We start from the raw sequence: 13,555 nt of genomic DNA on the forward strand, positions 1-13,555 counted from the left end.
TCTATTTTAATGAATAGGGAAAACTTTATTATTGGCCAGGTAATCGAGGATCGCGTCGAGGTTATTCTCGTTTTCTTCGGGTTTGAATACCAGTTTTGCATTTTGCGGAACTTCGTATTCCAGGTCAACACCCGGCAGGTTTTCAACCTCACCGTTTTCTGCTTTCACATACAGCTCCGGTTTATTTTCTTTACAGAATTCGAGCGAAGCATCCATGTAAAACAGGTGGAAACGATCTTTGCCAATCACCTCGGCAACCTGCTCGCGCAGCGATTCATTACGCGAAATAAACGAACAGATGGTGATCACGCCCTGGTCGTTCAGCATTTTACAAATGTGTGCCACCCTGCGCAAATGCTCAGCTCTGTCTGCCGGAGAATAATCCAGCTCGCGACTCAATCCTGAACGCAGCGAACTTCCATCGATCAATACCGCCGATGCGCCTTCATCAAACAGTTTACGTTCGAGACTGAAAGCCAGCTCGTTTTTGCCCGATCCGTGCAAGCCTGTGATCCAGATGGTTTCACCTTTCTGGTTAAGTTTCTGCTGGCGTTCGTCTGATTTGATCAGCGATTTTCCGGCTGCGATCCGCTCCTTGTCCGTATCGGTGATACGCGAAGGCAAGTTCTTGCTGCTCAGTTTGTCGATGATCATCCCCACCGCGCAGGTATTGTGAGTAACCGGGTCGATCAGAATAAACGAACCGGTTTGTTTGTTCTTTTTATAAGGATCGAAGAAAAGCGGCTTGGTAGTGGTAATAACCACCCGGCCAATTTCATTCAGCTTAAATTTCTCGATGTTCGATTTTTCAAGCGTATTTACATCCACTTTGTAACGGATATCGTCGATACGCGCTTTCGTGGTGTTGTTGGCGTGTTTGATGTAAAACTGTGTGGAAAGGTTCATGTCTTTCTCGTCCATCCAAACCAGCATCGCCTCGAACTGACGTTCCACTCGCGGAAGGTTATCGGGATGAACCAACATGTCTCCCCGCGAAATATCGATCTCGTGTTCCAAAGTAACCGTCACCGACTGCGGAGGGAAAGCATAATCCAACTCTCCGTCGTAGGTGATGATTGATTTTACCTTCGACTTTTTCAACGACGGTAACACCATCACTTCGTCACCTTTTTTGATGATACCTGAAGCTACCGAAGTGGAGAATCCACGGAATTTAGTGTCGGGACGCAACACATACTGAACAGGATAACGCAAATCGTCAAAGTTCCGGTCGGAACTTACATGCACGTTTTCCAGGAACTCCAGCAAACTTGGACCATGATACCAGGGCATTTTATCAGATGTTTCCACCACATTATCGCCTTTTAAGGCAGACAATGGAATGAAATTTACATCCGGCACATCAAGCTGCGTAACAAAAGCAGCATATTCATTTTTAATTTCTTCAAAACGTTTCTGGCTGAAATCCACCAGGTCCATTTTATTGATAGCCACCACTACGTGCTTAATTCCGAGCAGATTAGCCAGGTAAGTATGCCGTCTGGTTTGGGTAATCACCCCATGACGCGCATCAATCAAAATAATAGCCAGGTTTGCCGTTGATCCCCCGGTGATCATGTTACGGGTGTACTGCTCGTGTCCGGGCGTATCGGCAATAATAAACTTACGTTTGGCGGTCGAAAAGTAACGGTAAGCCACATCGATGGTGATTCCCTGCTCGCGTTCGGCTTTCAAGCCATCGAGTAAAAGGGCATAGTCGATGTCTTCTCCGGCATGCCCCACACGTTTACTGTCGCGTTCAAGCGCTGCCAGCTGATCTTCGTACAACATTTTACTGTCGAACATCAAACGGCCTATCAGGGTCGATTTACCATCGTCCACCGAACCGGCAGTCAATAAGCGCAGTAAGTCTTTCTTTTGGTCCTGATCCAGGAATTCCTGTATGTTTAATTTATCTGTTGTCATCTTTTTTTGATACTTGATGTTTGATACCTGATCCCCGATACTTCATGGCTCGGGAATCAAACGTCCAAAACCGGGATTCTAGAAATATCCCTCTCTTTTCTTTTGCTCCATCGAGGCTTCCTGGTCAAAGTCGATCACACGTGTGGTACGTTCCGACACGGTCACGGTCATCATTTCTTCAACGATCTTTTCGATGGTATCCGCATCAGAATCGATGGCTCCGGTTAAAGGATAACAGCCCAGGGTACGGAAACGAACTTTGCGCATTTTGGCTTTATCACGAAGTTCCTGAGGCATGCGTTCGTCATCTACCATGATCAGACTTCCGTCCATTTCAACAATCGGACGTTCTTTTGCATAATAGAGCGGAACAATTGGGATATTCTCTAAACGAATGTACTGCCAGATGTCTAGTTCAGTCCAGTTCGAAATAGGAAATACACGAATGGACTCACCTTTGTGAACTTTCGCATTGTAGATGTTCCAAAGCTCGGGACGCTGGTTTTTGGGGTCCCACTGGTGATACCGGTCGCGGAAAGAAAAGATACGTTCTTTTGCTCTCGATTTTTCTTCATCGCGGCGTGCACCACCAAATGCAGCATCAAATTTGTATTTGTTCAGGCCTTGCAAAAGGGCCTGTGTTTTCATGATATCGGTGTGCACTTTACTTCCGTGCGTAAAAGGTCCCACACCACTTTCGAATCCTTCCTGATTGTAATGAACGATCAGATCCCAGTTGTTCTCTTTGGCGTAATTGTCGCGAAACTCAATCATTTCTTTGAACTTCCACTTGGAATCGATGTGCATCAGCGGAAAGGGAACTTTGCCCGGATAAAAGGCTTTTTCTGCGAGACGAACCATCACCGAAGAGTCTTTTCCAATGGAATATAACATTACGGGATTTTCGAATTCGGCAGCAACTTCGCGAATAATATGAATGGCTTCAGCTTCCAGTTCACGAAGGTTGGTCAACGAATATTCATTCATGTCAATAATCTTATTTCAGCAGCTACCAAGGCATACCACGAAGATGGAATGGTTATGTAGCTGTTCGTTTTTTTTGCTATAAACTTTCAATAGTGTGGCAAAGATAGAATTTTATTCCGTTCACCGATTTGTAGCTTCGAGGAACCCAAAAATAAAGGACTAAAAACTCCAGAAATAAGGAATTAATAACATTGAAAGCAGGAAAGCAATCATGTTAAGCGGAAGGCCAATTTTAACATAATCGATGAACTTATAGTTTCCAATCGCCTGTACAATAAGGTTTGTCTGATAACCGACAGGAGTAGAAAAGCTGGCTGAAGCTGCAATGGCAATGGCAACAAAAAAAGGTTTTGGATCGATCCCCATTTGTTGTGCCGCCGACAATGCAATCGGAAAGACCAGAGCAGCGGCGGCATTGTTGGTTATAATTTCGGTAAAAATAGTGGTGATAATGTACAGGGCTGCCAGCACCCCCACCGGGCCAAAGCTTTTGGAAAATTCGATGGTGGTGCGCGCAATTCCTTCTGCAGCTCCGGAACTTTGCATCGCTTTGCTAATGGTAAAGGCACAGGCGATGGTGATCAACACATCCCAACTGATGGCCTTTGTGTATTTTTGGTGGGGCATAATTTTCATCCAAACCAGTAATACGGCAGCTATCGAAGCAAAATAGAACATATCGGGTTCAATCCTGCCCGGTTTTTGCAAAAAATCGCCAAACGTAGTTCCCAATATCATCAGCAAAAGGATGATAAAAGCTAACCACTTTTTCCAGAAAGACCCCGTAGTTCTGTAATCCCGGATATAGGATGTAAGATAAAAGATCTTTGATTCGCCCCAGTTCTGTGCAAATTTTTCGGTGGTAAGCAACACCAGATTATCCCCGGCTTTCAGCTTTAGGTTATCCATATTCGAGGTGATACGTTCCCCATTTCGATGTATGGCCAAAACTACAGCCTGGTAATGCTCATAGAAATTAAATTCGTGGATCGTTTTCCCAACTGCAGGAAAACGCGGAGCAATAACCGCCTCGTATTGCTTTAACTTATCTTTTGAGATTCCCTTTAACAGATCTATTCCACTTAACTTGATACTATCGCTGCCAAGAATGTAGGTTAGACGATCGGATTTACCGGCCACCAAAAGCTTATCGTTGGCTTCCAGCTCAAACGTTCCTTTGCGGGCCTCAATCACCTTTCCCCCACGATTTATGCACTGAATAAAAAGTCCCTTCAGCTCTTTGATTCGCCCGTTTTTAATCTCCTGCCCGACAAGACTGCTGTTTTCAGTAACAATCACATCGTAATAGTAATCTTTGTATTCCGTCGAACTTTTGGAGTTGAAAACAATTTTTTCACCCGGCAGAAGCAGATTCCCAAAGAGTATGATATAAATGGTACCTGCTACCGTAATAAAACCACCCACTTTAGCCAACTCAAACATACTGAAACCTTCATAGCCATTTTCGAGAATCAATCCGTGCACCACAAGATTGGTCGATGTGCCGATTAAGGTGCACATCCCTCCAAAAATTGTAGCGTACGATAGCGGAATCAGAAATTTCTTCGAAGATAGATTCAGGTTCTCCGACCATTTTTTGATAATGGGAGCAAAAATGATCACCACAGGAGTGTTGTTCAAAAAGCCTGACATAATGGAAACCGGCACCATAATCTGTGGAATCATCGACACCATCTTTCGTCTTTTTCGCGGGAGATAGGTTTGAGCCACCCGGTTTAAAACGCCGGATTGTCGAACGCCCTCACTAACCAGGAAAAGTACCCCAACAGTGAGCATCCCTTTATTGGAGAATCCAGCCAGCATTTCTTCGCTTGAGATAATGCCGGTGGCCAGCAAAATGGTAGACGCGGAAAATAAAATCAGCCCGGGGCGCATTAGTTCTTTCGCCAGGGCAACGATCGTGAGTACCACGACCGCAATAACAATATATCCTTCTGTACTAACCAAGCTAAATTGAAATATATACCGGCTCCTTCAACGAAAGTTTACTTTTAGAATGACTCAAAACTACAATTAAATTTTTTCCCTTCAAATCTTTGATTTTTTCTTCATATCGGCCGGCACACTAATTTTAAATATTCAAAAAACTAAAAATCAGTGGTTTATTTCTAAAAAAGAGCTAAATTTCCGTGAGACAAAAAGAACGAAGCATCAAAAAAAATCAAAAAAGTTGAAGATGCGTTTGTGTGGAAAAAAATAAATACTACTTTTGCACCCGCCTTTGAGAAACAAAGGAACATACAAAGGATGACTCAGTAGCTCAGCAGGTAGAGCACATCCCTTTTAAGGATGGGGTCCTGGGTTCGAGCCCCAGCTGAGTCACCAAACAAAAGCTCTGAAGAAATTCGGAGCTTTTTTGTTTTTATCAGCCAATCGAAAAATAAAGCATAAGTTTTGCATGAAATAATTTACTGTGAAAAAATAAATACTACCTTTGCACCCGCCTTTGAAAAACAAAGGAACATACAAAGGATGACTCAGTAGCTCAGCAGGTAGAGCACATCCCTTTTAAGGATGGGGTCCTGGGTTCGAGCCCCAGCTGAGTCACCAAACAAAAAGCAGTTCTAACGAACTGCTTTTTTCGTTTATAGCATCCGTCGAACATCTGGACAAAGTACTATTGAGGAAATGTTCTATGAAACTGCAAAAAGCTGAAAAGCAAATCTAAATTACCAATCCAGTAACCTTTTTTCCCCTTCCAATGATTGGATATCGGATATTTCCTGCGAAACTTCAATTACGCCTTTGTATTGTCCCGCCTGATCTCTCACCGCAAAATAGCGAATAAGAATAAATTCGCCTTTCATTTTTATCCAGAAAGAAGCCTGATCTTTTTCACCGGAGCGGAAAGATTCAACAATTCTCTCTACCACATGAACACTTTCAGGCGGATGGCAGTTTTTTACCTCACGCCCGATGATGGCTGTGGTGCGCGGAAAAATCCTTTTGGGAGGAGTCGAAAAATACTGCACTTTATTGTTTTCATCCACGTAAGTAATGTCAACCGGCAGGTGGTTAAAAATTAAGCTGATTTGTTCGACACTTAAAACACCGGTTCCCAGGTTGATAAAACCATCGCCCCTGCTTACTTCCTCTTTCCCTGCTGTTGCGTGGGAGGGGTGAATATAGGGGTAACCCATTTCAAAGCCCAGTCGATTCATCGACTGCAGTTCTTCGTCGCTGATGGTAGAGAGAATAGCCGGAAACAGTATGTGTTCTTCCCTGAATTTGATGGCCAGCATGTTGAAGTAGATATCCCCCACACAGCGGTTAAATTGCCGGGCATCCACCTGTCCGCTTTCCAGTTGTTGTGTAACTGTTTTCAGATTTTTGCGGATGTCGTCGTGAATCGACCACATAATTTGCAGACAGCGGTAATCGGGCCAGGTTTTCTCAATTACCGGAAACAAAACATTTTCCTTGATGGTGTAGTGCTTTACAAATACTTCGAGCTTCCTGAAGTGTTGGAGTAATTCTGCCCTCAAAGTCTTATCCCGAGTATCTTTGGCGAAGGCCTTAAAAACGGGCCGTATCTGATCCAGAACCTGCACCATATGGCGGTTGTTTTGTTCCAGAACATCCAAAAATGAACCGGCGGGTGGCTCTATCCGCAGATAATTTTCAATCGGGATGTGAAAAATATTCAAAACCTTGTTGGCAAGCATTTTCAGTTTGTCAACCGGAATTTCTTCCTGAACAAGAAAATCGAACAGCGCAATAAAATCGGAGGGAACAACGGTTGGAATAAAGCTTTTGTTGGCCATCACAAAAGAATGTGCATTTCCTGTTTCGAGAATCATTTTTGAAACTTCCCGTAATTTCGCCAGTCTTTTTTCGTTGGTTGTTGTGAATTCTGACATAATCGTAATCAACTCAATTACTCTGTTCCTCAAATTTTATAATTTGTACCGGGCAGTTTTCTGCCGCTTCTTTGATTTCCTGTTCGTATAAATCGTAGTCGGGCCAGGGCACTACAATCATTTTATCAAACACCTTGAAAACCCTCGGGGCAAATGCCTGGCAAATTTTGCAGGCTATGCACTGGTTCACACTATCGTCTCTCCAAACTCGTTTAATTCCCACTCAAACATTCCTTTAAAATAGCCTCCACATGAATTTTTGTGGTATTCAGAAACGGCATTCCCAAATAAGCTTCTTCCCTGAACATAAGCGGAAATTCGGTGCACCCCAGGATAACTGCTTCAATTTCGTGCTCCTTTTTCATGTTGCCAACAATTTCGAGAAAGTCGTTTTTGGTTTCTTCTTTAAAAATTCCCAGTTCAATTTCGTTGAATACTTTCTGATTGATGTACTCGATTTGTTCCGGGCCGGGCACCACTATATCCATATTATAGTTGAAAAACACTTTACGGTAGAAATCGTTTTGCATGGTGAATTTGGTGCCGATCAGTCCGCACTTTTTTACCGACAGTGATTGAGCTTTCTTTGCGCAGGCTTCTACGATACTAATGAGCGGGACACTTACTCTTTGTTGAATTTCATCGAATAAAAGGTGTGGAGTGTTGGCGCTTAAGGCAGCAAAATCAACTCCTGCTTTTCCAAGGCTGTTAACGCCGAGAACCAGGTAGTCAATGGCCTCATCGTATTTCTTCTGTCCCAAAAGCCCCACCAGTTTCCACATGTCCACACTGTAAATCACAATTTCGGGATAAACAGCATTTCCGGTCTGATTCTTCAGATTGAAATGGTGGATGATTTCCTTGTAGTAATCGATGGTTGCTTCGGGTCCCAGGCCCCCGATTATTCCAATTGTTTTCAAAACGGTTATTTTTTGGGTTTAAGTAATCGAGCGTTTTAGAACAGCTTCGCCTTTTTTAATTTTTTCAGAGAGAGATTGAATGGTTTCTTTTCGAACAATGTCGTAAAAGCTGTCGCGAACCACTTTGTACTGCTCGTGCAGTGGGCATGGATTTTCGTTGTTGCACGATTTCAGCCCAAATCCGCAGCGGTGGAAACAGCCGTCGCCTTCCATTACATGAATGATCTTATATAGCGAAAGTTCGGTTTGTTCGTCGTTGAAAAAGAAGCCTCCGCCTCGTCCTTTTGCCGAGTCGAGCAACTGATGCCGGGTAAGGGTTTGCAGAATTTTGGCCGAAAATGCCTCGGGCGCTTCAATCTCGCGTGCAATTTCAACTACTCCGGGTCGCTTTCCTTCCCAGTTTTTAAGCTGAACATAAACCAGTGCCCGTATGGCATATTCGGTACTTTTTGCTAACATGTCTTTAGTTTTTGGAAATAATTTCTTTTTCCAAAGCTAATGCTTTCAAAAATAAAATGTTGTTTTCCAAATGAATATGTCGGTGCAGATCCTGCTCGAAGTCGCTTAGCGTCTGATAAGTAATGCGATAGGTGTTGCATCCGTCGGGCGGGCAGGTATAGTCAGAAGTTAGGTCCGCTATTTCAAAAAAGCGCTCGCCCTCGGCCTGGTGTTCCTGCAACATTACTTCTATCGGGCCGTTAACGCCTCCAAATTCGTTCGCAATGCTAGTGTCGCCGTTTTTATATTGAACCATTTTCTGGATGTACGGGAAAAGTACCAACTCCTCTTTTTGCATGTGCATGGTCAGGTTGCCGGCTGCTGTGCTAAACAAGTCTTTTACTTTGAAAAGCTCCGGATGATTTTCGCCGTGTACATCGCAAAGTTTTTGAAGCTTTTGCTGAAGAAAGGGAATATTCTGGCTTACATACGAATGATGACGTGCCACAATATAATCACTTAGCTGATCGAGACCTAAACTGTCGATGTATTTTGAATCGGGATCATCCGTAAGAAAAACCGTTTCCAGCTCTTCAAGTAAAACCTCCTGCGAAACATTTGCCTTTGAACAGGCATCTTTAACACTGATGGCTCCGCCACAACAAAAATCAATTTTGTGCTGATCAAAAATCCGGGCTGTTTTGTAGTTTCCTTTTACAATTTCGCCCACTGAAGTATTCAAATTAATTTCCATAATTCTATTTTTTGTCAAAGGTATAATTTTTTTTATAAAAGGACAGCAGGGTCCTTTTATGATTTTATTTTATATTTGCTCCCAGAAACAATAAAAATCAATCTTATGAATTCAAAGAAACTTTGGATCGGTTTTATCCTGGTTATGGTTATTTCGTTTGGAATACTTGGATACTATGGCCGGGAAATTTATCGCGAAGCACCTCCCATTCCTGAAAAAGTGGTCACCGAAGATGGCACGGTGGTATTTACTGCTGCAGATATCAAGGATGGCCAAAATGTTTGGCAATCGATGGGAGGGCAGGAAGTCGGAACTGTTTGGGGGCACGGCGCCTACAAAGCTCCCGACTGGACCGCCGACTGGCTGCACCGCGAGGCTGTTTTTATTCTGAATAAGTGGTCGTTGGACGATTTTTCAAAAAGGTACGACGACCTGCCGGATGAAAACCAGGCCCAGTTGCAAAAACGTTTGCAAAACGAATTACGAAAAAATACTTACGACACGCAGTCGAAGAACACGATCATTTCGGAGGTGCGCGCAGAAGCTATCCAAAGCAACAGTGCGCATTATGGCGGTTTGTTTATGAACGATCCGGAGCTTGCACATTTACGTGAAGCCTACAGCATTCCGGCCAACACAATAAAAGACCCGGAAAGAATGCGGAAAATGAACGCCTTTTTCTTTTGGGCTTCGTGGGCAACAGTAACCGAGCGGCCCGGCATGGAAATCACCTTCACCAATAACTGGCCGCCCGAAAAACTGGTGGGCAACGAACCAACGGGGGCGCTGCTTCTGTGGACTGGCTTTAGTGTGATTATTTTGCTGTTTGGCATTGGCCTGCTTGGCTGGTATTACGCCACCAACCGCGAGGAGGAAGAGGACCATGTTGTACCCAAGGTGAATCCTTTATCGGGGACCCAACTCACCCCTTCAATGAAAGCGACCTTAAAATATTTCTGGGTAGTAACAGCCCTTATTTTGGTGCAGATATTAATGGGGGTTATTACGGCACACTACGGAGTGGAAGGGCTCGGTTTTTACGGGCTGCCACTGGCGGATGTATTACCGTACTCCATTTCCCGCACCTGGCACATTCAGTTAGCCATTTTCTGGATCGCCACTTCGTGGCTGGCTACCGGCTTGTTTATTGCTCCCGCAATCTCGGGGAAAGAACCAAAATTTCAACGCTTCGGAGTTAACTTCTTGTTTATTGCATTGCTGATTATTGTTGTGGGCTCGCTGGCCGGACAATGGATGGGAGTAATGCAGAAACTGGGCCTGATCGAAAACTTCTGGTTTGGGCATCAGGGATACGAATATGTTGACCTCGGACGATTCTGGCAAATATTCCTGTTTATCGGACTGGTTTTGTGGTTGTTGTTGATGGGACGAGCGATCTGGCCGGCCATAAAGGCAAAAAACGAGAACCGTCATTTGCTGACGATGTTCCTGATTGCTTCAGTAGCCATTGCAGCTTTTTATGCCGCCGGTTTAATGTGGGGTCGGCAAACGCACCTGGCCATTGCCGAGTACTGGCGCTGGTGGGTGGTGCACCTTTGGGTGGAAGGCTTCTTCGAGGTGTTTGCTACCGTGGCCATTGCTTTCCTGTTTGTTCGGATGCAGTTGATTCAGGCAAAAATAGCCACTTCCAGTGTGTTGTTCTCGACCATTATTTTCCTTTCCGGAGGAATTTTAGGGACTTTTCATCACTTGTATTTTACAGGAACTCCAACCGCGGTGCTCGCTCTTGGGGCAACGTTTAGTGCGCTCGAAGTAGTGCCGCTGGTACTAATGGGTTTTGAGGCCTACCATAACATACGAATGAGCAGGGCGAAGGAATGGGTTTCAGCCTACAAATGGCCGATTTACTTTTTCGTTTCGGTGGCTTTCTGGAACTTTTTGGGCGCCGGTATCTTTGGTTTCCTTATCAATCCGCCCATTGCACTTTACTACATGCAGGGGCTGAATACAACACCGGTTCACGGACATACAGCCTTGTTTGGGGTCTACGGAATGCTGGGGATCGGGCTTATGCTCTTTGTTTTGCGTGATATGGATTTGAATGTAACGTGGAAAGAAAAAAATATACGCCTTTCATTTTGGATGCTGAATGTTGGACTACTGTTAATGGTTGTTTTAAGCGTGCTTCCTGTTGGCTTGGCTCAAACCGTTGCCAGTGTGAAACACGGATTGTGGTACGCCCGTTCGGCCGAATTTCTGGAAACGCCAACGCTGGAAACAGTTCGTTGGTTACGGGTAATCGGTGATACAATATTTGCGGTGGGCGCATTGTATCTTGGCTGGTTTGTATTTGGGCTGAAAACAGGATGGTCTGTAAAAAGAAAATAAATAAATAGCGGGGATATCTTCCCGCTTTTTTTAAAGATTTATCCGGTTCTGGGCACGCTTATAAATTATAACCCGATGTATTTCTATCCATTACATCGGGTTGTTATTCAAACCCCTGTATATCCTCATGTAGTTTTTTGCTATTTGTCCCATCCTTCTGCTCTGTTTACTCTTTCAGTTTTCCTGGTCTGCTCTTCTCAATAATCCTGTGCATTTGCATCTTCCCAACCTATTGAAACTACGCATATCCACCTAACATCTGGACAAAGTAGGATCAGGGATTAAATTGTGATTAGCTTATCAGCAAGAATGTTTCCGGCCAACGCTGAACATTATCCTGATCTACTTTATGCGAACCATATCCTCAGATAACATAAACTATTTTATAGAATTCCAGTTTTCTTGGAACTGAAAGGTTTTGCTTAGCTTTTTTCCGAATATCTTCTATACTGCGAATAAAAAATCCGTGTGAGTTATTGCTATAGTCACTAAACTTTTGAATCGGGATATTATCAATAAGACAGGTCATGGTTGACGATTTGAACCTATTTTACAAAATAAGGGGACGTTGTCAGCACACACAACCCCCATAAATTGGGATATTATTCGTTTCAATTTTATCGCCAATAAACTAGCCGAAATTCCAGAATACCCAACGTCCAAAAACCTTACCTTTACCAAAAAACCAAATGGTACTCAAGATAGCCCTGTTGCTCTCGATGCTGATTCAGCTGGGAGCAGCCATTACAGCCGTCAGTCTCATTCGGCGTACGCGTTTTAATATCTCGTGGATCCTTATTTCTGCAGGATTCGTATTGATGGCTTTGCGCCGACTGTTTGAATTTTCATCTCTTTTCTGGGAAACACAGTTGATCACAAAAGTTGAATTCAGCAGCTGGATCGGAGTTATGATCTCCATCCTTATGCTGGCCGGTGTAATTTTTATCCGTCAGATTTTCAATTTACAGGACCGGATCGAACTGCTTCGAAAAGAGAATGAATCGCGCTTACTAAAAGCTGTGATCCAGGGAGAAGAGCAAGCTCGACGATCGATTGCACGTGATCTGCACGACGGATTGGGCCCCGTTCTTTCATCCATAAAAATGACGGTGAGCGCAATTGATTCGGACAAAATGGACCAATCGAATCAGAAAATGATTGAACTCACCTGCAAAGCAACCGACGAAGCCATTGTTGCCCTAAAGGAAATATCGAACCACCTGAGCCCTCATCTTTTAAAAAATTATGGATTGACAAAGTCGCTGGAAACCATCAGCAGTCAAATGCTTGCCAACTCTACCATCGCTTTTAACCTGAGTGGCAATATTGAAGCAAAACGTTTCCGCTACGATATCGAGATTGGCTTGTTTCGGGTAATTTCCGAACTTCTGAACAACAGCCTAAAACACGCCGCCCCTGATAAAATCTCACTGAATATAACTGAAACCGGAGATCTTTTAAAAATGACTTATTCCGACAACGGAGTGGGTTTCGAAATGAACAATCAACCCAACTCACTGAAAGGCAAAGGTATGGGATTCGAGAATATCCGTTCGCGCATAAAATCGATGAATGGTGTTTACTACCTCGATTCGGAACCGGGAAAAGGAATGAACATGACGATTCAAATTCCCCTGAAATGAAAAAGATAAACATTTATGTGATTGACGACCATTCGCTGTTTCGCGAAGGATTAAAGTTTTTGCTTTCGCAGCTCGATTTTGTCGATGAAATTTATGAAGCCGAAAATGGATTGGATTTCCTGAAAGGCATAAAAGAAAAGAATGTTGACGTGGCGCTTCTGGACATTGAAATGCCCGGAATGAACGGCACCGAAGCCGCTAAAAAAGCACTCGAAATTCATCCCGGAATAAAAATCATTGCAGTATCGATGTATTCCGACGAAAGCTATTATGCCACCATGATTGAAGCGGGAGCAAACGGATTTCTTCTGAAAAATTCCAATTTCACGGAAGTGAAAAAGGCCATTACCGATGTATTGGAAGGAAGGAACTATTTTTCGATGGAGATCCTTCAGTCGATCGTAAACCGCATGAATGACAGATCTGCCGGGAAAACCGACTACGAACTCACCGAACGTGAAACGGAAGTACTAAGCCTGATTTGTAAAGGTTGCTCCAACCAGGAAATTGCCGATATTTTATCGATCAGCAAAAGAACCGTTGACAAACACCGGGAGAATTTGCTCTTGAAAACGCAATCAAAAAATACAGCGAACCTTGTTGTTTTTGCAATTAAAAACGGCTATTACAGCATCTGATTTCTTTCCGCACAACATC

General features: G+C 43.7%; 11 protein-coding genes and 2 tRNA genes. 5 read left to right on the forward strand and 8 right to left on the reverse strand.

Translation table 11 applies throughout. The annotated features are described in order from the left end of the window. Positions 1-6 precede the first annotated feature (6 nt). From cysN to MR764_RS03315, 3 genes are all read right to left on the reverse strand, one after another. The gene (gene cysN, locus MR764_RS03305) at positions 7-1,926 is read right to left on the reverse strand and encodes a sulfate adenylyltransferase subunit CysN (RefSeq protein ID WP_247977970.1); all 1,920 of its coding nucleotides are present in this window, start codon (positions 1,924-1,926) and stop codon (positions 7-9) included. Positions 1,927-2,004: 78 nt separating this feature from the next. Then, positions 2,005-2,913, reverse strand: coding sequence for a sulfate adenylyltransferase subunit CysD (gene cysD / locus MR764_RS03310; protein ID WP_247977971.1), 909 nt, complete (start codon positions 2,911-2,913; stop codon positions 2,005-2,007). 159 nt (positions 2,914-3,072) lie between these two features. Continuing rightward, on the reverse strand, positions 3,073-4,881 hold the full coding sequence (locus MR764_RS03315; RefSeq protein WP_247977972.1) for an SLC13 family permease: 1,809 nt from the start codon (positions 4,879-4,881) through the stop codon (positions 3,073-3,075). 302 nt (positions 4,882-5,183) lie between these two features. Between MR764_RS03315 and MR764_RS03320 the strand changes: the two genes are divergently transcribed. Both MR764_RS03320 and MR764_RS03325 read left to right on the forward strand, forming a co-directional pair. Continuing rightward, positions 5,184-5,259 (forward strand) — tRNA-Lys (locus MR764_RS03320). Positions 5,260-5,408: 149 nt separating this feature from the next. Further along, a tRNA-Lys gene (locus MR764_RS03325) sits at positions 5,409-5,484 on the forward strand. 119 nt (positions 5,485-5,603) lie between these two features. Here MR764_RS03325 and MR764_RS03330 read toward each other — a convergent pair. From MR764_RS03330 to ric, 5 genes are read right to left on the reverse strand one after another with little or no spacing between them, the layout of a single operon-like run. After that, positions 5,604-6,827 (reverse strand): PAS domain-containing protein, encoded by a 1,224-nt coding sequence (locus MR764_RS03330; protein WP_247977973.1) that lies wholly within the window; start codon positions 6,825-6,827, stop codon positions 5,604-5,606. Next, positions 6,808-7,017 carry a ferredoxin gene (locus MR764_RS03335; RefSeq protein WP_119437166.1) on the reverse strand — a complete coding sequence of 70 codons (210 nt, stop codon included), beginning with the start codon at positions 7,015-7,017 and terminating at the stop codon, positions 6,808-6,810. Before MR764_RS03335 ends, MR764_RS03330 begins: the two co-directional genes overlap by 20 nt. Beyond that, entirely contained in the window at positions 7,007-7,714 is a 708-nt protein-coding gene (locus MR764_RS03340) for an amino acid racemase (RefSeq protein ID WP_247977974.1), read from the reverse strand. The genes MR764_RS03335 and MR764_RS03340 overlap by 11 nt, the downstream gene beginning before the upstream one ends. A gap of 18 nt (positions 7,715-7,732) precedes the next feature. After that, the gene (locus tag MR764_RS03345; protein ID WP_247977975.1) at positions 7,733-8,173 is read right to left on the reverse strand and encodes an Rrf2 family transcriptional regulator; all 441 of its coding nucleotides are present in this window, start codon (positions 8,171-8,173) and stop codon (positions 7,733-7,735) included. Between the two features lie 4 nt (positions 8,174-8,177). After that, positions 8,178-8,906: an iron-sulfur cluster repair di-iron protein gene (gene ric / locus MR764_RS03350; protein ID WP_247977976.1), complete on the reverse strand. Its 729-nt coding sequence runs from the start codon at positions 8,904-8,906 to the stop codon at positions 8,178-8,180. A 105-nt stretch (positions 8,907-9,011) separates the two neighbouring features. Here ric and MR764_RS03355 point away from each other — a divergent pair, with 105 nt between their 5' ends. The 3 genes from MR764_RS03355 (at position 9,012) to MR764_RS03365 (ending at position 13,536) form a co-directional block, all read left to right on the forward strand. Continuing rightward, the gene (locus MR764_RS03355; RefSeq protein WP_247977977.1) at positions 9,012-11,255 is read left to right on the forward strand and encodes a nitric-oxide reductase large subunit; all 2,244 of its coding nucleotides are present in this window, start codon (positions 9,012-9,014) and stop codon (positions 11,253-11,255) included. Positions 11,256-11,944: 689 nt separating this feature from the next. Then, positions 11,945-12,898, forward strand: a complete 954-nt coding sequence (locus tag MR764_RS03360; RefSeq protein WP_247977978.1) for an ATP-binding protein — start codon at positions 11,945-11,947, stop codon at positions 12,896-12,898. Further along, complete coding sequence (locus MR764_RS03365; RefSeq protein WP_247977979.1) at positions 12,895-13,536, forward strand: response regulator transcription factor; 642 nt, start codon at positions 12,895-12,897, stop codon at positions 13,534-13,536. The genes MR764_RS03360 and MR764_RS03365 overlap by 4 nt, the downstream gene beginning before the upstream one ends. Positions 13,537-13,555: the final 19 nt, after the last annotated feature.

Source organism: Maribellus sp. YY47 (assembly GCF_023111095.1).
Classification (GTDB): Bacteria; Bacteroidota; Bacteroidia; order Bacteroidales; family Prolixibacteraceae; genus Draconibacterium.

Bases quoted from the DNA above. Each gene is read 5' to 3' on its own strand.
- MR764_RS03365 (WP_247977979.1), top strand. From the start codon at position 12,895: ATGAAAAAGATAAACATTTATGTGATTGACGACCATTCGCTGTTTCGC.
- ric (WP_247977976.1), bottom strand. From the start codon at position 8,906: ATGGAAATTAATTTGAATACTTCAGTGGGCGAAATTGTAAAAGGAAAC.
- MR764_RS03360 (WP_247977978.1), top strand. From the start codon at position 11,945: ATGGTACTCAAGATAGCCCTGTTGCTCTCGATGCTGATTCAGCTGGGA.
- cysN (WP_247977970.1), bottom strand. From the start codon at position 1,926: ATGACAACAGATAAATTAAACATACAGGAATTCCTGGATCAGGACCAA.
- MR764_RS03355 (WP_247977977.1), top strand. From the start codon at position 9,012: ATGAATTCAAAGAAACTTTGGATCGGTTTTATCCTGGTTATGGTTATT.
- MR764_RS03345 (WP_247977975.1), bottom strand. From the start codon at position 8,173: ATGTTAGCAAAAAGTACCGAATATGCCATACGGGCACTGGTTTATGTT.
- cysD (WP_247977971.1), bottom strand. From the start codon at position 2,913: ATGAATGAATATTCGTTGACCAACCTTCGTGAACTGGAAGCTGAAGCC.